Here is a 23486-nt window from a genome sequence, read left to right on the forward strand (position 1 = left end):
GAGGCTTTTTTTATTTTTTTCTAGTAATCGGTCTATTTTTTAAAAAGGCTCGTATACATGTAGTACAAACTGTCTTGGAGGGATTATGGATGTCAAAGCATAAAAGTACGACCATTGTATCAGCTGTCATTGTTTCGTCCGTTTTATTATCTGGATGTGGTTTATTAGGAGGAGAAAAAAAGGAACAAATCGATCCTCCAAAAACAGTCACATACACAGAAGATAATGGAACCGCGAAAGTAGTCGAAACGGCAGCCTCAGAAAAGAATAGCGAAGAAGTTGCGGAAAAAGGCGTTATGACTGAATTATATTTAGTAGATAAAAATGGCTATGTAGTACCGCAAACAATCGATCTTCCGAAAACGGAGTCAGTGGCCAAGCAGGCGGTAGAGTATCTTGTGCAGAATGGTCCAGTCACAGAAATGTTACCTAATGGGTTTGCAGCCGTTATCCCAGCTGACACGGCAGTATCTGTGGATATTAAGGATAAAGTAGCAACAGTTAACTTCTCAAAGGAATTTAAGAATTATAAGCCAGAAGACGAAATGAAAATTGTTCAGTCCATTACTTGGACGTTAACTCAATTTGATTCTATTGATAAGGTAAAATTAAAAATGAACGGGCATGAACTAACTGAGATGCCAGTGGGTGGTATGGCGCTATCTAAGAGTGGTTTAACAAGGGATAGCGGAATTAACATGGATACTTCAGAAGTTGTCGATATTACCAACACAAAAGCATTAACTGTGTATTATTTAGGAGGAGAAGAGGGCTCATACTACTATGTGCCAGTTACCAAGCGTATTAGTAATGACAAAAGCGATAATATTACAGCAGTAGTAGAAGAACTTGCCAAAGGACCAACTTATTCTTCTAATTTGTTAAGCGAGTTTGTTTCTGATGTTTCGCTTTTAGATAAGCCGGTTGTAGAGGACGGCAAAGTAACATTAAACTTTAACGAATCTATCTTAAATAGCTCAGAAGAGAAAATTGTTTCTGATCATATTCTAAATACACTCGTGCTTTCGTTAACAGAACAAAAAGGAATTGAGAGTATTGCTGTAACGGTGAATGGAAAGGCTGAACTTGTAAATGATAAGGGAGAAAAGCTTTCCGAGCCTGTGACGCGCCCAGAAAATGTGAATACAGGTAGTTTTTAATAAATTGTTTTTTGATATACTATATAATGACCAAGTTGAGGAGGCCGGTTATCCGCCTCTTCTTTATTTGGATTTCAACATTATAAAGTAGTCTTACAAAGGAGGAAATATTGTGAGGACTGATGGTCGTAAGGCATCTGAGATACGCCCTATACATATTGATACTGAATATCTTATTCATCCAGAAGGGTCCGTGCTAATTACTGTTGGTGATACGAAGGTAATTTGTACGGCTAGTATAGAGGAACGCGTCCCTCCTTTTATGAGAGGAGAAGGGAAAGGATGGATTACGGCTGAGTATTCCATGCTGCCAAGGGCAACGCAAACAAGAAACATACGTGAGTCATCAAAAGGCAAGGTTTCAGGAAGAACAATGGAAATTCAGAGGTTGATTGGTAGAGCACTAAGAGCAGTCGTTGATCTTGAAGCAATTGGTGAAAGAACCGTATGGATTGATTGTGATGTCATTCAAGCAGACGGTGGCACTAGGACTGCTTCCATAACAGGAGCGTTTGTTGCAATGGCCCACGCTCTGAATAAATTGCATAAAGATAGAAAACTTTCAAAGTATCCAGTGGTTGACTTTCTAGCAGCTACGAGTGTAGGGATACTTGAAAACAAGGAAATTGTACTTGATCTCAACTATATCGAAGACTCTGCGGCACAAGTTGATATGAATGTCGTAATGACAGGGAATGGTGAATTTGTTGAGCTCCAAGGAACGGGTGAAGAATCAACATTCTCTTACAATGAACTTCAGGATTTGTTGGAAATTGCTCAAAGTGGAATTACGGAGCTTTTTGAAGCACAAAAGAGTGTGTTAGGTGAAGCAGTTGTTGAGAAAATTGAGGATGCAAGGGTTAAAAAAGGTGCGAAGAAATGAAAGAAGTTATCATAGCAACAAAGAATAGTGGAAAGGCCAAAGAATTCGTAAGGATGTTTGAGCCTCTCGGGTTTCAAGTAAAAACTCTCCTTGATTATGAGGAGATTGAGGATATAGAAGAGAACGGAAAGACCTTTGAGGAAAATGCTATTATAAAGGCAGAAACGGTTTCAAAACAATTGAACCGTGCGGTTATTGCTGATGATTCAGGACTAGTTATTGATGCACTAGACGGGAAACCAGGTGTATACTCTGCTCGTTATGCGGGGGAACAAAAGAGCGATGAAGACAATATGACGAAAGTGTTAAGGGAATTAAATGGAGTTGAGCCCTCAAAGCGCACGGCGCGTTTTTATTGTGCGTTAGCACTTGCTGTCCCAGGTCAAGAAACAATCACAGTACATGGTACCTGTGAGGGTGTGATTTTAGATGAGAAGAGAGGGACTCATGGCTTTGGATATGACCCTATATTTTTTGTAAAAGAGAGAAATAGAGCGATGGCAGAGCTTTTACCTGAGGAAAAAAGTAAGATTAGCCATCGTGCTGTAGCCTTGAGTAATTTAGCAAAGCTACTACCAGAAGTGTTTAAGGGAGAGTAGTCTGATGTCAAAGGTGCTTATTGTAAGTGATAGTCACGGGTTAACGGAAGAGTTGAATGAATTAAAGAAGCGGCATAACGATGTCGAAAAATTTATTCATTGTGGTGATTCTGAGCTTTCAAAAAATGATGAGGCCATTGACCGATTCGTTGTAGTAAGGGGAAATTGTGATTACGAGTCGTTGTTTCATCATGATGAGATTATTGATTTTAAGGGAACGAAATTTCTAGTGACACATGGCCATTTATATAATGTAAAATCTACCTTACTGAATTTAAAATATAAAGCAGAAGAAGTGGATGCTAAGATTGTTTGCTTTGGCCATTCTCATCTATTAGGAATTGAAAAGATCGGTAACCGATTGTTCATAAATCCTGGTAGCTTACGGCTTCCAAGAGGGCGCAACGAGAGGACATATGTGGTTCTAAACTTTACAGAACAAGAAGTCGATTTTCATGTTTATGATTTTGACCATGGAGAAATAGAACAACTTCGACAAAGCTTTCAACTTCACAAATAACCACTTCCATCATATACTATTCAAAGGAGAGGAATCTCCTTTGAATAGTGAAATAATAATTTTAATTTAAAGTGTTGACTTTTTATAATAAGCCTAATATAATAAAAAATGTCCTTAAGAAAACATGTCCCAGTAGCTCAGCCGGATAGAGCATACGCCTTCTAAGCGTACGGTCGGGAGTTCGAATCTCTCCTGGGACGCCATTTACACACCAATAAATACATATTACGCTATAGAAAGTGACAATGTCATTTCTATAGCGTTTTTTTCTATTTTTATATAATTTTAATTGCCAATAATTTTTGTTAATTAGACAGTTCCTTTGTAAGGAATTGTCTTTTTTTATGTAAAGCATTGATGTACTGAAGTGAATCTTTTGTCAGAAAATATCACAATATTTCTAACAATTGTAACTAATTTTAACATTCTATATATTGAAAAAATTTATACATAATAGTATACTTTCTTTCAAGAAGGACGGATACTCAGTCTATTTTTTCTAAGGTAATCGGGAGGTGTGTTGATGTCAGATGTAAAATTGTTGGAGGTCAGTGGCTTAAAAACTTATTTTTACTTAGAAAATAAAGCAGTCGCAAAGGCCGTTGATGGAGTAGATTTTTATATCAGGCCTGGGGAAACCGTTGCTCTCGTTGGGGAATCAGGGAGTGGAAAGAGTATTACTTCCCTCTCCATTATGAAGTTAATTAATAAGCCAGGAAAAATTGAAGATGGCCGAATTTTTTTCGGCGGTAAGGATCTGGTGGGGCTTAACGACAAGCAAATGACAAATGTTCGTGGAAAGGAAATCGGTATGATCTTTCAGGAACCGATGACCGCCTTAAATCCTGTTTTTACTATTGGAAATCAAATTATAGAAACTCTTATTCGTCATAAAAAAATGACAAAAAATGAAGCGAGGTTACGAGCGATTGAGCTTCTAAAAGTCGTTGGTTTTCCGCGTGCAGAGGAAACGATGAAGGAGTATCCACACCAACTATCGGGTGGAATGCGTCAGCGTGCTATGATTGCGATTGCTATATCTTGTGATCCAAAGCTATTAATCGCGGATGAGCCGACAACTGCTCTCGATGTTACCATTCAAGCTCAAATTTTAGATTTGATGGATGAAATGAAAAAGAAATTTAACATGGCTGTATTATTAATTACGCACGATTTAGGTGTAGTAGCTGAATATGCGGACCGAATTATGGTGATGTATGGAGGCCAAATCGTTGAAGAAACAAACATTGAAAAACTGTTTCTGTCACCGAAACATCCGTATACAATGGGTCTACTTGATAGCTTGCCAAGTATAGAGAAGGAAGTTGATCGACTTGGAGCGATTAAAGGCACTGTTCCTCCAGCGCATCGCTTTCCTATTGGCTGCAGGTTCTCAGATCGATGTCCAAAGGTGATGAGCAAATGCCGGGATAAAAACCCTACTATATATGAAACGGATGCAGAGGAAAGTCACCGTGTCCGATGTTACCTGTATGAATAAGGGGGAGTGTGAAATTGTCAGTCATCGAAACAGAAACGAGGATACATACAGATCAAGATTACATACTTCAGGCAAAAAATATTAAGAAGTACTTTCCCATCAAGGGCGGAATCTTAAAACATACAATTGGACATGTCAAAGCGGTTGATGACGTTAGTCTTAGTGTATTAAGGGGAGAAACACTAGGCATCGTTGGTGAATCAGGCTCTGGAAAATCAACATTAGGTAGAGTTTTGCTTCGTTTGATGGATCCCACTGATGGACAAATCGTTTTTGAGGATCAAGATATAACCAAAATGAAATACCGGAAGCTACGACCAATTCGGAGAGATATGCAAATTGTATTTCAAGATCCCTTCGCCTCATTAAATCCAAAAATGAGCGTGTCCGAATTAATTGAAGAACCATTAATTGTTCAAACAAATTTAACAAAGGCAGAACGAAAAGAGAAGACAATTAGTCTCTTAGAAAAGGTTGGTCTTCGGTCAGAGGATCGATTAAAGTATCCACATGAGTTTTCTGGTGGACAAAGACAGCGTATAAGCATTGCAAGAGCACTAACCTTGAACCCGAAATTTGTTATTTGTGACGAGCCAGTCTCTGCATTGGACGTTTCGATACAAGCCCAGGTACTAAACTTGATGGCCGACTTACAGGACGAATTTAACTTAACTTATTTATTTATTGCCCATGACTTAAGCGTTGTAAAACACATTAGCGACAGAGTGGCTGTTATGTACCTAGGTCGCATTGCAGAAATAGCGCCGAAGAAGAACCTCTACGAAACTCCATTACATCCATACACACAAGCACTTCTATCAGCAGTTCCATCCACAGACATACTACACAAAAAGGAAAAAATCATTTTAAAAGGTGACTTACCAAGCCCTTCAAATCCTCCATCAGGCTGTACGTTTCGAACTCGTTGTCCGATGGTACATGAGAAATGCTCTGAGGTGCGCCCAGAGTTAACTGAGGTGGGGAATGGTCATCTAGTAGCCTGCCACCTTTATACAAGCAAATAAGTGCATTTTGTTATGCACTTAAGGAGGTGGTGTGCGCAATTCAACTGGTTGATTTAGACAGAAATGTTAATAATTATAAGAGGGGTGAATGGAATGAAGGCAAAGAAAAGTTGGTTGGTCATGCTAATGCTTGCACTAGTTTTTGGTGTACTTGCAGCATGCTCAGGAAACAACGAACCTGCTTCAACAGAAAATGAAGGATCGAGTGAAAAGGACCCGGTAAGTGGAGGTACAGTAGTTGGGGCAATGGATACGGCTCCTACAGGGTTATTTAACCCTATTTTTTACACAGAGGCCTATGAATCTAATATTTTATCATTTACGCACGAAGGGTTACTTACGCAGGATAAGAACCTTGATTTTATTCCGAACTTAGCGAAAGAGTGGACATTCAATGATGATCAAACAGAAGTAACATTTAAGTTAGATGAGAATGTAAAATGGCATGATGGGGAACCGTTTACTGCTAGTGACGTTGTATTTACTTATAAAACGATTGCGAGCCCAGGTTATATAGAAGCGGGCGGAGTTCGTACGCAATATGTTGAAAGATTGGTAGGTTATGAGGAATTTTCAACAGGAAAAACAACGGATTTCCAAGGGGTTGTTGCTGTTGATGATCATACAGTTACGTTTAAATTTGCTCAACCAAATGTGTTGGCACTATCTGATGCTAGCTTTATGATTATTCCAGAACATATTTTCAAAGATATTCCTGTTGCGGAAATTCCGGAAGCAGGTGCTTCGCGTAATCCTGGTGAAGTGATTGGTACTGGGCCATTCCAATTTAGTGAAATGGTACAAGGAGAGCAATATGTACTTAAGAAATTTGCCGATTATTGGCAGGGAGAGCCTAAGCTTGATAGCGTCATCTGGAAGGTAGTTGATCAAGCTGTTATCTTAGGTTTACTTGAAAACGGTGAAATTGATTTTGTTGCCGATCCAAACGGATTCCAAGCTGCAGACTATGAAACGGTTGATGCGCTTGAAAATGTTGAAATTATTGAGCAACCTGACTTTGGATACCAGACAATGGGGTTGATGCATAATCATCGTTCTAAGGAAGAATCAGAAGCTGGCACAATTAATCCAGCCAACTGGACAGTGAACGAAAATCTTAAAGACCAAAAAGTTCGTCAAGCGATTGCCTATGCAATTAACCGTCAAGGTTTAGTAGATGGCTTATTGTATGGACGCGGAATTGTTCAAAATTCACCAATTGCTACACAATTCTGGGCTTATGACGATACAACACCAAATCAATATGAGTTTGACCCTGAAAAGGCAAAAGCCCTATTAGATGAAGCTGGTTATAAGGATGTAAACGGAGATGGTTTCCGCGAGGATCCAAACGGCAAGGAATGGGTACTTAACCTGAACTATCCACTAGGTAACCAAATTCGTGAGCGTTCAGCTCCGATTATTGAAGAGTTCCTAGAAGAGGTGGGGATTAGCATCGACCTTCGCCAGCCGAAGGAAGCGGCAGCCTACTTTGAAGATTTAGAAAAGAACAGCCAAGACTGGGATTTATACTTAATTGGTTGGAGCTTGGATAGTACAGATCCAGATCCAAGTGGATTATGGTCATCTATGGCAGGTTACAACTATTCTCGCTGGAATAATCCTGAAGCAGATCAATTGCTAAAGGATGCATTCACTCCTCCAGATGCATTTGAACAAGATTATCGTAAACAAAAGTATAGTGAGTGGCAAGTTGAGTTCGGTGAAGATCTTCCTAGCGTGATCCTATATGCTGCAAATAGCTTATGGGCTCATAACAAACGTCTTCAAGGAATCGATGTACTTCCATACACGTTCTTAAACGATACTCATCTCTGGTCCGTAACGGAATAACAATTGTTGATAGAGAAAAGAGTGATCGGTAATCATGCCGCGCTCTTTTCTTATTCTGTAAGAATGGAGGGGGATACCAGTGTATAAGTATATAATTCGAAGATTACTAATTTTTATCCCTATGCTCTTTGTACTAACTATCTTCGTGTTTGGTCTAATACAAGCTGCTCCAGGTGACCCGATTACCGGGAAAAATTTCGATCCCAATATTGATCCAGAGGTTTTCGAAAGGCAAAAAGAGGCCCTTGGACTTAATGACCCCATTCACGTCCAATATTGGAATTGGGTAACAAAAGTTATGCAGGGGGACTTCGGAGAATCATATATTTTTAAAGGCCGGGACGTTTCTGATTTGATTGGAGAAAGAATTGGAAATACATTTTATTTAGGTATTTTCACGCTTCTTATTACGATTATTGTATCCATTCCGATCGGGATATACTCAGCCAAAAAGCCTTACTCTATCCTTGATTATGGTGCTACAACATTTGGATTTTTTGGCTTAGCTGTACCCAATTTCTTTTTTGGATTAGTTGCCATTTACGTATTTTCTATTAAACTTGGCTGGTTACCTTCACAAGGTTCTGTTTCAAGTCCAGGATTAACAGGCATAGAACTATTTCTTGATAAGCTACAACATTTAATCTTACCAGGATTAACACTAGGGTTAGCAGGGACAGCCTCTTACATGAGATTTATGCGTTCGGAAGTGCTAGATGTGTTAGCCAGCGACTATATTCGTACTGCTCTTGCTAAAGGGATGACTAATCGAAATGTATTGTACAAACATACTTTGCGTAATGCAATGATTCCGATTATTACTTTACTAGGTTTTGAAGTTGGGATCCTACTTAGCGGTGCAGTTATCACTGAAGGAGTATTTCAATATCCGGGAATTGGAACATTGTTCTTAAGTTCTATTGGAAATCGAGATTATCCTGTCATCATGGCCATTAATCTAATGTTAGGATTTTTCATTCTCCTCGGGAATTTATTAGCTGATATTTTCTACAGTATTGTTGACCCACGAATCCGCTACGATTGAGGTGAGTAAAATGGAACTAAAACAGCAGGAAGCGATGGATACAAAAATAGAGGTCCCTGTTAAACCAGATAAAGGAAATAGGCCTTTTCAAATCGCATTAAAACGATTCTTGAAAAATAAGCTTGCTGTTATGGGAGTCTTTGTGTTATTAGCGATCATTTTAGCTGTCACCTTTGCTCCATTGTTAACAGAGCACAGTCCTACCAAGTCAAATCTCTTATTAATTGAACGGCCCCCAAGTGAGGAGCATCCACTAGGAAACGATAGTTCAGGACGTGATAATCTATCGAGACTCCTGTATGGAGGGAGAATTTCACTTATTGTTGGTTTTAGTGCAATGATATTTACACTCATTATTGGAGTAACACTTGGTTCTATTGCTGGGTATTATGGTGGTAAGATTGATGCAATTATTATGCGTGCAGCTGATATGATGCTAGTATTACCTTTCCTCGTTCTTTGTTTAACGATTGTAGCCATATTGGAAAGAGTGAACGTTGGAATATTTGTAGCAATTATTGCCATCACTTCATGGCCAAACTTAACTAGAATTATTAGAGGTACATATTTATCGCTTCGAGAACAGGAATTTGTTTTGGGGGCTAAAGCGATTGGGGCAAGTGATTTTAGAATAATATTTAAGCATTTTATTCCGAATGCAATTGGTCCAATCGTGGTTAATGCGACATTAATGATGGCCACGTATATTATTATTGAATCGGGTCTTAGCTTTATTGGATTTGGAATTCCTCAGCCTACACCAACTTGGGGAAATATGATTTCTGAGGCCCAAAGTTTACGTATTTTACGAAACAGTCCGGAAGCATGGATACCGCCAGGGCTAGCAATCTTAACGACTGTTTTATGTATTAACTTTATAGGAGATGGTTTAAGAGACGCGTTTGATCCTAAAAGTAATAGAAGATAAATAAAGAGCCTACTGAATCATTCAGTAGGCTTCTTTCATTTTTTACTAGAGATGGAAAAAGAAATATGAAGTATTTTTTAAAAATTTTTTAAAATTAGAAATTGTTATTATATCAGCATTGTAAGCGGATACAACTAAATTGACTAATCTAAATTATCAAACAATTCGAAAAAATGGGGTTGACGAGTAAATAAAATGGGCGTAAGATAGTCCTCAAATATACAAATCATTTGTAATATTCAAAAGAAAAACAAAGGGTAAAAAGAGTTGTTTTTTCGAAAAAAATTTTTGTAATTATTTTATTCATTTAAAGTGGTTTAACTTAAATGCAAAGAGGTGTATTTCGTGTCTGAACAATGGATTTTTTTAAATGGCGAATATGTAACTAAAGAGAACGCCAAGATTTCAGTATACGATCATGGATTTTTATACGGAGACGGTATTTTTGAAGGAATTCGAGTCTACAACGGTAACGTTTTCCGAATGAAGGAACATATGGACCGACTTTACCGTTCAGCAAAGTCAATTATGTTGAATGTACCATACTCACAGGATGAATTCACAGATATTATCGTTGCTACTGTTGAGAAAAATAAAATTGAAGATGCTTATATTCGCGTCGTAGTTTCTAGAGGGGTTGGTGACCTCGGACTCGATCCAAATAAATGTGCTAAAGCGAATGTGGTTGTTATAGTGGAACCACTTTCGATCTTCCCGAAAGAATTATATGAAACAGGATTAGAAATTGTGACTGTTGCAACAAGAAGAAACAGACCTGATGTACTTAGTCCAAAAGTAAAATCACTAAATTATTTAAATAACGTGTTAGTTAGAATTGAAGCACATCTTGCTGGTGTTAGTGAAGCATTAATGCTTAATGACCAAGGGTATGTTGCTGAAGGATCTGCTGATAATGTGTTTATTATCCGAGATGGTTGTTTTTACACACCACCAGGATATATTGGGGCACTTGAAGGGATTACAAGAAACGCCGTTATTGATATTGTAAAAGAGTTAGGCTATGAACTAAAAGAAGAACCATTTACAAGACATGATGTTTACACTGCTGATGAAGTGTTCCTAACAGGAACAGCTGCAGAAGTCATTGCAGTAATTAAGGTAGATGGCAGAGTCATTGGCGAGGGTACTCCAGGTGCACTTACGAAGGAGTTATTAGTGAAATTTAGAGAACGCGTCGTATCTGAAGGTGTGAAAGTGTACTCTAAGGAAGCAACACCACATGTAAGCTAAGTAAATAGGGAAAAGCGTTGATAAGGAAAAGTAGTTTCAAGAAACATTCCTACAGAGAGCCGGGGTAGCTGGAAGCCGGTGGAAATGACTTGAAATGAACTCACCTTTGAGCACTGTCTTGAAAGTCTATAGTAAAGGCAGTCGAGTGTCAGACACTCGTTATCAAAACGATCCAATTGTGATCATGAGCGCACGCATTTGCGTGAACAAGGGTGGTACCGTGGATAGGTTTCTCAAGCCTTTCCATCCCTTTAGCCTAGGGTGTAGTAGGCAAAGTAGGGGATGGGGAGGCTTTTTATAATGTTAATTTGTTAGATTATCTAACAAGATTTGAAATAGGGAGGGTCAACAAATGTTGCAAGAAACTGCCTTTACAAAATTGAAGGCTGAAAACGAACCGATTAGTGGTGCAGAATTAATGCTTGAAGCACTAAAGAAGGAGCAAGTAGAGGTAATATTTGGATATCCTGGAGGGGCAGTTCTCCCAATTTACGATAAGCTCTATGATTCTAAGATTCTACACATACTCCCTCGCCATGAACAAGGTGGAATTCATGCAGCAGAAGGTTATTCTCGTGTAACAGGAAAACCGGGTGTTGTAATCGCGACATCAGGACCAGGAGCTACCAACATTATTACTGGATTAGCTGATGCGATGATGGACTCCTTACCATTAGTTGTCTTTACTGGTCAAGTAGCAACAGGAGTGATTGGTACAGATGCTTTCCAAGAGGCGGATATATTGGGAATTACGACTCCCATAACAAAATATAATTATCAGGTCCGTAGTATTGAAGATATTCCTAGAATTGTGAAAGAAGCATTCTACGTTGCTACAAGCGGACGTCCAGGGCCAGTATTAATCGATATTCCTAAAGATATCGCAGCTGGTATAGCAAATGTTCCTGAGGAGCAAGAAATTGTTCTACCAGGTTATCAACCTACTGTTCAACCAAATTATCTTCAGATTAGAAAGCTAACCGAAGCGGTCAGTAGAGCGAAGAAGCCCGTTATTTTAGCGGGTGCAGGAATTCTCTTTGCAGAAGGTTACGAAGAGTTGAAGCAATACGCTGAGCAACAAAATCTTCCAGTCGTACACACACTGTTAGGACTTGGAGGTTTTCCAGCTGAACATCCTTTATTCGCTGGACTCGCAGGTATGCATGGGTGTTATACCGCGAATATGGCACTATATGAATGTGATTTACTCATCAATATTGGAGCTAGATTTGATGACCGCCTAACAGGAAACCTGCAACATTTTGCTCCAAACGCAACAGTTGCACATATCGATATTGATCCTGCTGAAATCGGAAAAAATGTTCAGACACATATCCCGGTTGTAGCGGATGCAAAAGAAGCGTTAAAGCAACTAATTGCTCAAGAAGGGAAGCCTCCGGTTCACCAAGAATGGTTGGACACGCTAAATACTTGGAAAAAAGAGTACCCATACTTTTATAAGGAAGATGGTCGCTTAAAGCCACAAAAAGTGATGGAAATGCTTTATGAAAAAACAAAAGGTGAAGCGATTGTCGTAACAGACGTTGGTCAACACCAAATGTGGGCTGCTCAATACTATAAGTTTTCAAAGGCGAACCGTTGGGTAACTTCAGGTGGACTTGGAACAATGGGCTTTGGATTACCTGCAAGCATCGGTGCGCAATTGGCATCACCAGATTCGATTGTGTTATCGATCTCAGGTGATGGTGGATTCCAAATGTGTACGCAAGAATTGGCTGTTATAAGAGAACAAAATCTACCTGTTAAAATTATCATTCTTAATAATTCTTCGTTGGGAATGGTAAGACAGTGGCAAGAGATTTTCTATGAATCTCGTTACTCACACAGCAAATTCTCTGGCCAACCTGATTTCGTAAAGTTGGCTGATGCCTATGGAATCAAAGGGTATGTCATTGAAGATGTGGCACAAGCTGAAACAATTTTTAATGAAGTACTAACAAACAATGAGCCAGTATTACTAGACATTCGCATTGATCCAGACGAAAATGTCTATCCAATGATCGCTCCTGGTAAAGGACATCATGAAATGGTAGGTGTGAAACCGTGAAAAGAATTATAACTTTAACTGTAATGAATCGACCAGGTGTGTTAAATCGTATTACAAATCTCTTTTCAAAAAGAAATTATAATATCGAAAGCATTTCGGTAGGGTATTCTGAGCAGGAAGGAATATCTCGCATCACTTGTGTTGTTCATGTTGATAATGATGGTGTGCTTGAACAAATAACGAAACAGTTAAATAAGCAAATCGACGTAATCAAGGTCATGGATATCACAGAGCAATCTATTGTCGCAAGAGAGCTAGCATTAATTAAAGTAGTATCTAACTCTTCGACGAGAAATGAGATTTACTCCTTAATACAGCCGTTTCGAGCATCAGTCATTGACGTAAGCAAGGATAGCTTGGTTATTCAGCTGACTGGTGAATCAGATAAAGTCGAAGCGTTTATTGAATTAATTAAGCCATATGGAATTAAAGAATTAGCAAGAACAGGGACAACCGCTTTCCTAAGAGGGACACAAAAACCTTCTCAAGCGATAAAACCATATTCAATTGTCTAACTAAAAAAAACTTACTAATGAGAGGAAGAAATAAAAATGGCAAAAATGTACTATAACGGAGACGCAAATCAATCATATCTAAACGGGAAAAAGGTAGCAGTTATCGGATACGGTTCACAAGGTCATGCTCATGCACAAAATATGAGAGAGAGCGGTGTGGATGTTGTTATTGGATTAAGACAAGGTAAGTCATGGGAAAAGGCTGAAAAAGATGGTTTCAATGTATATCCAGTAGGAGAAGCAACAGCACAAGCAGATGTAGTTATGATTCTATTACCAGATGAAATGCAACCAAAAGTATATAAAGAAGAAATCGAACCAAATTTAACAAATCAAGCATTAATGTTTGCTCACGGTTTCAATGTTCACTTTAGCCAAATCGTACCACCAGCTACAAACGATGTACTATTAGTAGCTCCTAAGGGTCCAGGACACCTAGTAAGAAGAACATACGAGCAAGAAGCTGGAGTTCCTGCATTATTTGCTATCTATCAAGATGTAACAGGGAAAGCGACAGAGCTTGCTTTAGCATATGCATGGGCGATTGGATCACTAAGAGCTGGAGCTTTAGAAACAACATTCAAAGAAGAAACTGAAACAGATCTATTCGGAGAACAAGCGGTTCTTTGTGGAGGTTTAACTTCATTAGTTAAGGCTGGTTTTGAAACATTAGTTGAAGCAGGTTACCAACCTGAACTAGCATACTTTGAGTGCTTACACGAATTGAAGCTAATCGTTGATTTAATGTATGAAGGTGGAATGGAGAACATGCGTTATTCTATCTCTGACACAGCTCAATGGGGTGACTTCGTAAGTGGACCAAGAGTAGTTGACGCTCGCGTAAAAGAATCAATGAAGGAAGTTCTAAAAGACATTCAAGAAGGTAGATTTGCTAAAGGTTGGATCCTAGAAAACCAAGCGAATCGTCCAGAATTCAACGCAATCGTTCAGAAAGAAAATAGCCATTTAATCGAACAAGTTGGTCGCGAGTTACGTGCTATGATGCCTTTTGTCAATAAGGACAAAAAGAAAGAAGTGGTCGTTAGTGCGACGAATTAAAATATTTGATACAACATTAAGGGATGGGGAGCAATCTGCGGGAGTAAATTTAAACCAAACAGAAAAGCTCGAAATTGCAAGACAGCTGGAAAAACTTCAAGTCGATATTATCGAAGCAGGTTTTCCAGCTGCTTCTAAAGGTGATTTTACTTCAGTGCAACAAATTGCAAATACGATTAAAGACTGTTCTGTGACGGGGTTAGCAAGAGCAGTTACTTCAGATATTGATGCAGCATGGGAGGCATTGAAGAACGGTGTAGAACCAAGATTACACGTCTTCATTGCAACATCTCCTATTCACAGACAATACAAACTGAAGTTAAGTCAAGATGAAGTTGTTGAGAGAGCTGTACAAATGGTGAAATACGCTGCACAGAAGTTTCCTATTATTCAGTGGTCAGCGGAGGATGCTTGTCGTACTGAGTTACCTTTCTTAGCTCGAATCATTGAAGAAGTGATTCAAGCAGGGGCGAATGTCATTAACATTCCTGACACGGTTGGTTACATTACTCCGAAAGAGTATGGAGAAATTTTTCAATATTTGCACAACAATGTTCCTTCTATCCATAAAGTTTCGTTGTCGGCACATTGTCATGATGATCTAGGAATGGCTATTGCTAATTCCTTGGCTGCAGTTGAAAACGGTGCGACACAGGTCGAAGGAACCATCAATGGAATTGGTGAAAGAGCTGGGAATGCAGCACTTGAAGAATTAGCGGTAGCTCTTCATATACGCAAAGATTTTTATGATGCGGATACAAGACTACAATTGAAAGAAATTAGTCGTACTAGTAGTTTAATTAGTAAGCTTACCGGTATGGTTGTACCAGCAAATAAAGCAGTTGTTGGTAGAAATGCTTATGCGCATGAATCTGGAATTCATCAGGATGGCGTTCTAAAGGAAAAGTCAACGTATGAGATTATTTCTCCAGAACTTGTTGGCTTCCAATCTAACACATTAGTTCTTGGAAAACACTCAGGGAGACATGCTTTTAGAAACCGATTAGATGAACTAGGGTTATCAGTTGCAGATGAGGATGTCACTCAATTATTTACTGTCTTTAAAGAATTAGCTGATAGAAAAAAAGAGATGACAGACGAAGATCTTGCAGCGATTGTACTTGAGCAAAAGTTATCTAAAGATGAGCGTTTTTACGAGCTATTAGCGATCCAAGTGCAATATGGTACAAATCAAATACCAACAGCTACCGTTACGCTGTCAGGAAATCAAAATGAGATCATTCAAGAGGCTTGCACGGGAAGTGGCAGCATTGAAGCGTTATATAATACGTTGGAAAAATGTGTGAATGGCAGTGTCTATTTACTAGACTACCGAATCCAGTCTGTTGGAGCGGGTAGAGATGCATTGGCCCAAGTGTATGTAAAGCTTAAATTTAATGGAGAAGAAACAAGCGGTCGTGGATTGGCTCAAGATGTTCTTGAAGCATCTGCCAATGCATATTTAAATGCGGTGAATCGTGTGATATACATGACTGCAGTGACCGTTTAATAAATGTACATTTCAATGGAGGGGAAACAAGATGAAGAAGCAGATTGCAGTGCTACCCGGAGACGGAATTGGCAAAGAAGTAACTAAAGGTGCGGTGGATGTACTGCAGGCTATTGGTGATAGATTTGGTCATCAATTTGAATTTACGTATGGACATATTGGTGGAGTAGCTTATGAAGTAACAGGGAGTCCACTTCCAGATGAGACAGTTGAGCTATGTAAGCAAAGTGATGCTGTACTTTTAGGTGCGGTCGGAGGTCCAAAGTACGATGCTTTGCCTGTACATCTCCGTCCAGAGAGAGGATTACTTAAAATTCGTAAAGAACTTGACCTTTATGCGAACTTGCGCCCGACTACTTTTTATGCGAGTCTAGCTGATTCATCACCCCTTCGTAAAGAAATCATTCAAGATGTGGATATGTTAATGGTGCGTGAATTAACGGGTGGATTATACTTCGGTAAGCCGAGTGAGCGTCGTACAGTTGATGAAAAAGAAGCAGTTGTAGATACTCTTTTTTATAAACGTGAAGAAATGGTTAGGGTAATTGAATTAGCTTTCCAACTTGCGGATAAACGAGGGAAAAAGGTTACATCTGTTGATAAAGCAAATGTACTAGAATCAAGCAGAATGTGGAGAGAAGTAGCAGAGGAAGTGTCAAAACGCTATCCAGAGGTGAAGCTTGATCACATGCTTGTTGATAATGCAGCGATGCAATTAATTAAGAATCCAAAGAGTTTTGATGTTGTTGTTACTGAGAATTTATTTGGGGACATTTTAAGCGATGAAGCTTCTGTATTAACGGGATCTTTAGGAATGCTTCCATCAGCTAGTTTATCTGAAAATGGTCCTTACTTATATGAACCAATTCATGGATCTGCGCCTGATATTGAAGGGAAAAATATTGCGAATCCTTTAGCGGCTATTTTATCAGCAGCAATGATGCTTCGAGTATCGTTTGGCTTAGAAGAAGAAGCTGCGGCTATTGAAAATGCGGTGGATGAAGTATTGAATGCTGGATTGCGTACAAAGGATATTTTTTCAGAAGGAAAAAGAGCAGTGTCTACGTCAGAAATGGTAGCTGAAGTTAAGGCATGTATTTTAGGACATGAAACGATCTCAAGTATTATGGGTGCCTACGCATAAATTCTGGCTAACAACTAATATCTAAACGACACGGCCTATCGCGCCGTGTCTCTTTTAAAAAGGAGGTAAAATGATGGGAAAATCAATAATTGAAAAGATTTGGGATTACCATGTTGTACAAAAAGAAGAAGGGAAACCAGATTTACTATACATTGATTTACATTTAGTTCATGAAGTTACTTCTCCACAAGCATTTTCAGGACTAAGAATGAAAAATAGAAAGGTTCGTCGTCCGGATCGAACGTTTGCTACGATGGATCACAATGTGCCAACTGTAAATAGAAAGCAAATCAACGATGCGGTGGCAAAGAATCAAATGACGACACTTGAAAAAAATTGTCATGAGTTTGGTGTTCCTTTAGCTGATTTAGATAGCCCTGACCAAGGGATTGTCCATGTTATCGGTCCAGAACTAGGGTTGACTCAGCCAGGGATGACAATTGTGTGTGGAGATAGTCATACCTCCACACATGGAGCGTTTGGTGCATTAGCATTCGGAATTGGTACAAGCGAGGTGGAGCATGTCCTTGCCACACAAACTCTTTGGCAATCCAAGCCGAAAACTTTAAGGTTAGAAATTAACGGGAAACTTTCAAGCGGAGTTACAGCGAAAGATGTTATTCTTTATGTCCTTTCAAAATATGGAGTTCAGTTTGGTACAGGATACGTTATTGAGTATTGTGGAGAAGTAATTGAAAGTCTCTCAATGGAAGAAAGAATGACCATTTGTAATATGTCAATTGAAGGGGGAGCTAGAGCAGGGTTAGTAGCTCCAGATGAAACGACATTTTCTTATCTAAAGGGGAGAAAATTCGCTCCATCAAAAGAAGAGTTTGATAGATACGTAGAGCATTGGAGTGCTTTTACATCTGATAAGGATGCAAAGTATGATCGAGAAATTGTAATAGATGGTTCTGATATTTCACCAATGGTTAGCTGGGGGACTAATCCAGCAATGACAGCTAAAATAGAAGAATCTATTCCAACAGTTGCAGATTACGAGACAGAAATTGAGAAGAGTTCGCTTGAAAGAGCATTACATTATATGGGACTAAATCAAGGGCAAAAGATTGAAGAAATTAAAATTCAGCATGTCTTTATTGGATCTTGTACAAACTCAAGAATTGAAGATATACGTAAGGCAGCAGAGGTTGTTAAAGGACAAAAGGTACATCCGAGTGTACGTGCACTAGTCGTTCCAGGATCTCAAGGGGTTAAGCAGAGAGCGGAAGAGGAAGGATTACATCAAATCTTTATTGAGGCAGGATTTGAGTGGAGAGAATCTGGTTGTAGTATGTGCTTGAGCATGAACGATGATGTTGTTCCTCCTGGAGAGCACTGCGCATCTACTTCTAATCGTAACTTTGAAGGTAGACAAGGGGCAGGAGCTCGAACTCACCTTGTTAGTCCGGCAATGGCAGCAGCAGCTGCGTTACACGGCCATTTTGTTGATATCAGAAAATTAACTCCTGCAGAAGTACGATAAGGGGGGAGGAAAAATAATGTTTACTATTTTTGAAGGCGAAGCCGTAGCACTAGATCGTGCTCATGTAGATACAGATCAAATTATCCCAAAGCAATTTTTAAAAAGAATTGAGAAAACAGGATTTGGAAAATATTTATTTTTCGACTGGAGATATAACAGTGATGGCTCCGATAATCCTGAGTTTGAATTAAATCACCCGTCAAAGAAAAATGCTTCCATTCTAATTGCGAATGAGAACTTTGGATGTGGGTCATCAAGAGAGCATGCTCCATGGGCCCTACTAGATTATGGCTTTAAAGTAGTTATTGCACCATCATTTGCAGATATCTTCCACCAAAACTGCCTGAAAAACGGTATGCTTCCTATTGCATTAGAGGAAGAAAAAGTGAAGGTGTTATTAGAAAAAGGGAAAAACCCGAACTATAAATTAAAAATTGATTTAGAAAACCAAACAATAAGTGATGCTGAAGGTCTTTCAGAGTCTTTCGAGGTTTCTTCTTATTGGAAAAAGATGCTAATCAATGGCTGGGATGAAATTGAAATTACCCTTCAACTTGACGAGCAAATTGATACCTACGAAAAGAACCGAGCATTGTTAACAAAGTAAATAAATGGCCACAGCACTAGCTGTGGCCATTTATTATTTTGTTTTTATAAAAGATTCTGCTAAACTTACCTCAGGTTAAGAATAAGGGGAATGGTAGATGAAAAAAAGGGAACGGGCTCGTAAGGACGGAAACGTAGTGTTTTTCCCCAATTTAGAAAAGAGGCTTTTCGAAAAAGGGTTAGACTTTATTCAAAAAAAGCAATTTAGAGATGCATTACCTTATTTTGAAGAAGCAAAAGAACATGATCCGGAAAACAGTGATATTTGGTTTGCTTTAGTTCTGGCTTATTATGAGTCCGGTGCGTATGAAAAAGCAAGAGATTATACAGAAGAAATGCTTAGGATAGGAATTGGAGAGTATTTTCAAACGGTTGATATGCTTATAATGGTTCTTGTTCAGCTACAAGAATACAATCGTGTCGCACATACTTTAGAGGTGCTATTGGAGGAACATGAAGTTCCAGTTGAGAAATACGAACATTTTAGAAGACTGCTGGATTTTAGTAGAAGAATGGTTGATGCAGTAGAAGAAGAACTGTCGATAGAACCTGAATATGAAAAGGAACAAAGGCAAGTAGTTTCCCAATCGTTAAACTTATTCGACCCTAAGGATGAGAAGGAACTATTGTTACAAGTCGCAAATCTTGCTCATCAAAATATTCAACCTGTTTTAGAGGAAATACGTAACTACCTACTATCTAGTGAAGGCCAACCGTTTATTAAAACAATGCTCTTACATGTTCTTAAAGAACATCAATATCATGAGCAAGTAACGGTAACTAAGCTAAGCTCCTCAATGGAGGTAATCCCTAAGGATCTTTACGATTTGAGGGAGCATCAACAAAAAATAGAGGTCTCAAAGATTTTAGCGGAACAACTTGAACAAGAGAATCCCACGTTACTAGAACAAGCCATTAGTTTAATAGACCGTCATCTTTTTATATTGTACCCATTTCATTACCCTACGAGTGATATGAGAGCACTTGCTGCTGCTTATCATATGCTAGTTTTAATGTTTTTCGCACAGGACTATTCGATTGAGGAAATGTGTGATGTTTATCAATCATCTGAACAAGATATTGAAACATTATTACGATATATACAAGAAATTGAAGAATTTTCTTATCCTATTATTTAGTCTAGGATGTTGAAACGAATGCAACCTATGTTATAATGTAGTGGTTGTAATAACTGTATATTAAAAACAAGCTTACATATTCATCTAAATTAGTAACGAATGAAAATGTAAATAGATTTTGGAGGGAAAGTTCGTATGTCTGTGAAGTTTGAAAAACTAGAAGGGAACCAAGGGGTTCTTACAGTTGAAGTAGATGCAGCAAAGGTTAATGAAGGATTAGACGCTGCATTCAAAAAAGTAGTAACAAAAGTAAATGTACCTGGTTTCCGTAAAGGGAAAATGCCTCGTGCAATGTTTGAAAAGCGTTTTGGTGTGGAGTCATTATATCAAGATGCAATTGATATTCTTCTTCCAGAAGCATATTCAAACGCAGTTGAAGAATCTGGAATTGATCCAGTTGATCGTCCTGAAATCGATGTAGAACAAATCGAAAAAGGCAAAAGCTTTATCTTTAAGGCAACTGTTACAGTTAAGCCTGAAGTAAAACTTGGTGAGTACAAAGGACTTGAAGTAGAAAAAGTTGAAACTGAAGTTACTGACGAGGATGTTGCTAACGAGTTGAAAACTCTTCAAGAGCGTCAAGCTGAGCTTGTAGTAAAAGAAGAAGGCAAAGCTGAAAATGGAGATACAGTAGTAATGGACTTTGAAGGTTTCGTTGATGGTGAAGCTTTTGAAGGCGGAAAAGCTGAGAACTACTCACTTGAGTTAGGTTCAGGACAATTTATTCCTGGTTTCGAAGAGCAATTAGTAGGTCTAGCTGCTGGAGAAGAAAAAGATGTAGAAGTTTCTTTCCCAGAAGAATACCATGCTACTGAGCTTGCTGGAAAGCCTGCAGTGTTTAAAGTGACAATCCATGAAGTAAAAGGAAAAGAACTTCCTGAGCTTGATGATGAGTTCGCAAAAGATGTGGATGAAGAAGTTGAAACACTTGATGCGTTAAAAGAAAAGATTAAGAATCGTTTAGTAGATTCTAAAAAGCATGAAGCAGAGCACCACGTACGTGATACAGTTGTTGACAAAGCAGCTGCAAATGCTGAAATTGACATTCCTGCTGTAATGATCGATACAGAAGTTGATCGCATGATGCAAGAGTTCGAACAACGTTTACAAATGCAAGGTATGAACCTTGAATTATACTTCCAGTTCTCAGGCCAAGATGAAAATGCTCTTCGTGAGCAAATGAAAGAAGAAGGCGAAAAGCGTGTACGTGTAAGCCTAACTCTTGAGAAAATCGCGGCTGCAGAAAATCTTGAAGTTTCTGAAGAAGATGTAGATGCAGAATTAAATAAAATGGCTGAAATGTATAATATGACTGTTGATAACATTAAAGCTGCTTTAGGAAATGTAGATGGAATTAAAGGTGACCTTAAAGTTAGAAAAGCTGTTGAATTCTTAGTAGAAAACAGCAAAACGGTTTAAATCATATCATAAAAAATGAACAAGGCGCGATTGAATCGTGCCTTGTTTTATACAATTTACATACTTATAAAATTTATTAGCATGACATATACATAACAAATACAGAAAATGAAGTTTTTAAAGATTTAGTAAAAACTTCCGATTTAACTTTAGAATTTATGGTTAAGATTAACTAGTACATATTTATTTACTTTTGCAGATATGAAAATGTTTTCCTTTTCAAGAGTTATCATTTCCTGTCCACCTAGTAAATGTGATACAATGCAATACATAACTATTGATAACAATTGAATAAAGAATACTGTAAGTAAAGATAAAAACAATTATATCTGCAGCAATTTATGTGTTTTAGACGCTTTTCAAGGGGTGAAGAAATTGTTTAAATTTAATGATGAAAAAGGACAATTAAAGTGTTCCTTCTGTGGTAAAACACAAGACCAAGTTCGAAAACTAGTTGCAGGTCCAGGTGTGTATATATGTGACGAGTGTATCGAGTTATGTACTGAAATTGTGGAGGAAGAACTTGGAACAGAAGAGGAAGTAGAATTTAAGGATGTTCCGAAGCCAAAGGAAATCCGCGATATTTTAGATGAGTATGTAATCGGTCAGGACCAAGCAAAGAAAAACTTATCGGTTGCTGTTTACAATCATTACAAGCGTATCAATTCTAACAGCAAAATAGATGAAGTTGAGCTTTCGAAAAGTAATATAGCTATGATCGGACCTACGGGTAGCGGGAAAACGCTTCTTGCCCAGACATTAGCAAGAATATTAAATGTTCCTTTTGCTATTGCTGATGCAACATCACTTACTGAAGCTGGGTACGTAGGTGAAGATGTTGAAAATATCCTGCTAAAACTTATTCAAGCAGCTGACTATGATGTTGAAAAGGCTGAAAAAGGAATTATCTATATTGATGAAATCGATAAAATTGCTCGTAAATCTGAAAATCCATCAATTACTAGAGATGTTTCTGGTGAAGGAGTTCAGCAAGCTCTACTAAAAATCCTTGAAGGAACAGTGGCAAGTGTGCCACCTCAAGGCGGCAGAAAGCATCCGCATCAAGAGTTCATACAAATTGATACTACTAACATTTTATTTATTTGTGGTGGAGCATTTGATGGTATCGAACCAATTATTAAAAGACGTTTGGGTCAAAAGGTAATCGGGTTTGGATCAGATGTGAAGAAGAAAGAAGTAGAAGATAAAGATCTTCTTTCTAAGGTATTACCAGAGGATCTTTTACGCTTCGGATTAATTCCTGAATTTATTGGTCGTCTTCCAGTTATCGCAAGTCTAGCGCCATTAGATGAAGATGCATTAATTGAGATTTTAACAAAGCCAAAAAATGCTCTTGTGAAACAATATCAAAAGATGCTTGAACTAGACGATGTAGAGCTAGATTTCGAAGAGGATGCTCTTAAGGAAATCGCGAAAAAAGCTATTGAACGTAAAACGGGTGCTCGTGGACTTCGTTCTATCATTGAAGGAATTATGCTTGACGTAATGTTTGATCTTCCTTCAAGAGAAGATATTACCAAGTGTGTCATTACGAAAGAAACAGTAGTTGATAATGGTGTACCAAAATTAATCCTTATAGATGGTAGTATTCTTGAAGAAGAACGTAAAACATCTGCATAAAATATATTAGAACCGTAGCTAATGACTACGGTTCTTTTTTTGCTCTCAAAAGTAAAATACGTCAATCTTTGTTTATTCCCTTCTGCAGAAGGAGATACTAGCTTATAACTACTACGAAAAGTGCAGGAGGGAA

20 protein-coding genes, 1 tRNA gene and 1 other annotated feature are annotated in these 23486 nt (G+C 38.4%); all 21 genes read left to right on the plus strand.

Annotated features, from left to right (window positions below):
- The first annotated feature begins 89 nt into the window (after window positions 1-89).
- The gene (locus tag ACQ5H4_RS09440; RefSeq protein ID WP_430774697.1) at window positions 90-1160 is read left to right on the plus strand and encodes a GerMN domain-containing protein; all 1071 of its coding nucleotides are present in this window, start codon (window positions 90-92) and stop codon (window positions 1158-1160) included.
- Between the two features lie 112 nt (window positions 1161-1272).
- A complete protein-coding gene (gene rph / locus ACQ5H4_RS09445) occupies window positions 1273-2043 on the plus strand; it encodes a ribonuclease PH (protein WP_430774698.1) in 771 nt (256 codons plus the stop codon).
- On the plus strand, window positions 2040-2642 hold the full coding sequence (locus tag ACQ5H4_RS09450; protein WP_430774699.1) for an XTP/dITP diphosphatase: 603 nt from the start codon (window positions 2040-2042) through the stop codon (window positions 2640-2642). Before rph ends, ACQ5H4_RS09450 begins: the two co-directional genes overlap by 4 nt.
- A gap of 4 nt (window positions 2643-2646) precedes the next feature.
- Window positions 2647-3162: a metallophosphoesterase gene (locus ACQ5H4_RS09455; RefSeq protein ID WP_430774700.1), complete on the plus strand. Its 516-nt coding sequence runs from the start codon at window positions 2647-2649 to the stop codon at window positions 3160-3162.
- A gap of 126 nt (window positions 3163-3288) precedes the next feature.
- A tRNA-Arg gene (locus ACQ5H4_RS09460) sits at window positions 3289-3365 on the plus strand.
- Window positions 3366-3685: 320 nt separating this feature from the next.
- On the plus strand, window positions 3686-4663 hold the full coding sequence (locus ACQ5H4_RS09465) for an ABC transporter ATP-binding protein (protein WP_430774701.1): 978 nt from the start codon (window positions 3686-3688) through the stop codon (window positions 4661-4663).
- A gap of 14 nt (window positions 4664-4677) precedes the next feature.
- A complete protein-coding gene (locus tag ACQ5H4_RS09470) occupies window positions 4678-5688 on the plus strand; it encodes an ABC transporter ATP-binding protein (protein WP_430774702.1) in 1011 nt (336 codons plus the stop codon).
- 93 nt (window positions 5689-5781) lie between these two features.
- Window positions 5782-7542: a peptide-binding protein gene (locus ACQ5H4_RS09475; RefSeq protein ID WP_430774703.1), complete on the plus strand. Its 1761-nt coding sequence runs from the start codon at window positions 5782-5784 to the stop codon at window positions 7540-7542.
- Window positions 7543-7621: 79 nt separating this feature from the next.
- A complete protein-coding gene (locus ACQ5H4_RS09480; protein ID WP_430774704.1) occupies window positions 7622-8587 on the plus strand; it encodes an ABC transporter permease in 966 nt (321 codons plus the stop codon).
- Between the two features lie 10 nt (window positions 8588-8597).
- On the plus strand, window positions 8598-9515 hold the full coding sequence (gene opp4C, locus ACQ5H4_RS09485) for an oligopeptide ABC transporter permease (protein WP_430774705.1): 918 nt from the start codon (window positions 8598-8600) through the stop codon (window positions 9513-9515).
- A 345-nt stretch (window positions 9516-9860) separates the two neighbouring features.
- A complete protein-coding gene (ilvE, locus tag ACQ5H4_RS09490) occupies window positions 9861-10766 on the plus strand; it encodes a branched-chain-amino-acid transaminase (RefSeq protein WP_430774706.1) in 906 nt (301 codons plus the stop codon).
- A gap of 8 nt (window positions 10767-10774) precedes the next feature.
- Window positions 10775-11020: a binding site (T-box leader), on the plus strand.
- A gap of 98 nt (window positions 11021-11118) precedes the next feature.
- The gene (gene ilvB, locus ACQ5H4_RS09495; RefSeq protein WP_430774707.1) at window positions 11119-12834 is read left to right on the plus strand and encodes an acetolactate synthase large subunit; all 1716 of its coding nucleotides are present in this window, start codon (window positions 11119-11121) and stop codon (window positions 12832-12834) included.
- Window positions 12831-13349: an acetolactate synthase small subunit gene (gene ilvN / locus ACQ5H4_RS09500; protein WP_119709303.1), complete on the plus strand. Its 519-nt coding sequence runs from the start codon at window positions 12831-12833 to the stop codon at window positions 13347-13349. The genes ilvB and ilvN overlap by 4 nt, the downstream gene beginning before the upstream one ends.
- A 36-nt stretch (window positions 13350-13385) precedes the next feature.
- Entirely contained in the window at window positions 13386-14408 is a 1023-nt protein-coding gene (gene ilvC, locus ACQ5H4_RS09505; RefSeq protein WP_430774708.1) for a ketol-acid reductoisomerase, read from the plus strand.
- Entirely contained in the window at window positions 14395-15918 is a 1524-nt protein-coding gene (locus ACQ5H4_RS09510) for a 2-isopropylmalate synthase (protein ID WP_430774709.1), read from the plus strand. Before ilvC ends, ACQ5H4_RS09510 begins: the two co-directional genes overlap by 14 nt.
- A 31-nt stretch (window positions 15919-15949) precedes the next feature.
- Window positions 15950-17062: a 3-isopropylmalate dehydrogenase gene (gene leuB / locus ACQ5H4_RS09515; protein ID WP_430774710.1), complete on the plus strand. Its 1113-nt coding sequence runs from the start codon at window positions 15950-15952 to the stop codon at window positions 17060-17062.
- Between the two features lie 73 nt (window positions 17063-17135).
- Entirely contained in the window at window positions 17136-18548 is a 1413-nt protein-coding gene (leuC, locus tag ACQ5H4_RS09520) for a 3-isopropylmalate dehydratase large subunit (protein WP_430774711.1), read from the plus strand.
- Window positions 18549-18564: 16 nt separating this feature from the next.
- Window positions 18565-19155, plus strand: coding sequence for a 3-isopropylmalate dehydratase small subunit (gene leuD / locus ACQ5H4_RS09525; protein ID WP_430774712.1), 591 nt, complete (start codon window positions 18565-18567; stop codon window positions 19153-19155).
- Window positions 19156-19252: 97 nt separating this feature from the next.
- Entirely contained in the window at window positions 19253-20293 is a 1041-nt protein-coding gene (locus ACQ5H4_RS09530) for a tetratricopeptide repeat protein (RefSeq protein ID WP_430774713.1), read from the plus strand.
- A 135-nt stretch (window positions 20294-20428) separates the two neighbouring features.
- Window positions 20429-21712: a trigger factor gene (gene tig / locus ACQ5H4_RS09535; protein WP_430774714.1), complete on the plus strand. Its 1284-nt coding sequence runs from the start codon at window positions 20429-20431 to the stop codon at window positions 21710-21712.
- Window positions 21713-22087: 375 nt separating this feature from the next.
- Window positions 22088-23353 (plus strand): ATP-dependent protease ATP-binding subunit ClpX, encoded by a 1266-nt coding sequence (gene clpX, locus ACQ5H4_RS09540; RefSeq protein WP_430774715.1) that lies wholly within the window; start codon window positions 22088-22090, stop codon window positions 23351-23353.
- Window positions 23354-23486: the final 133 nt, after the last annotated feature.

Origin of the sequence: Bacillus coreaensis, assembly GCF_050586445.1 — a bacterium.
In the GTDB taxonomy this organism is placed as follows: domain Bacteria; phylum Bacillota; class Bacilli; order Bacillales; family Cytobacillaceae; genus Robertmurraya_A; species Robertmurraya_A coreaensis.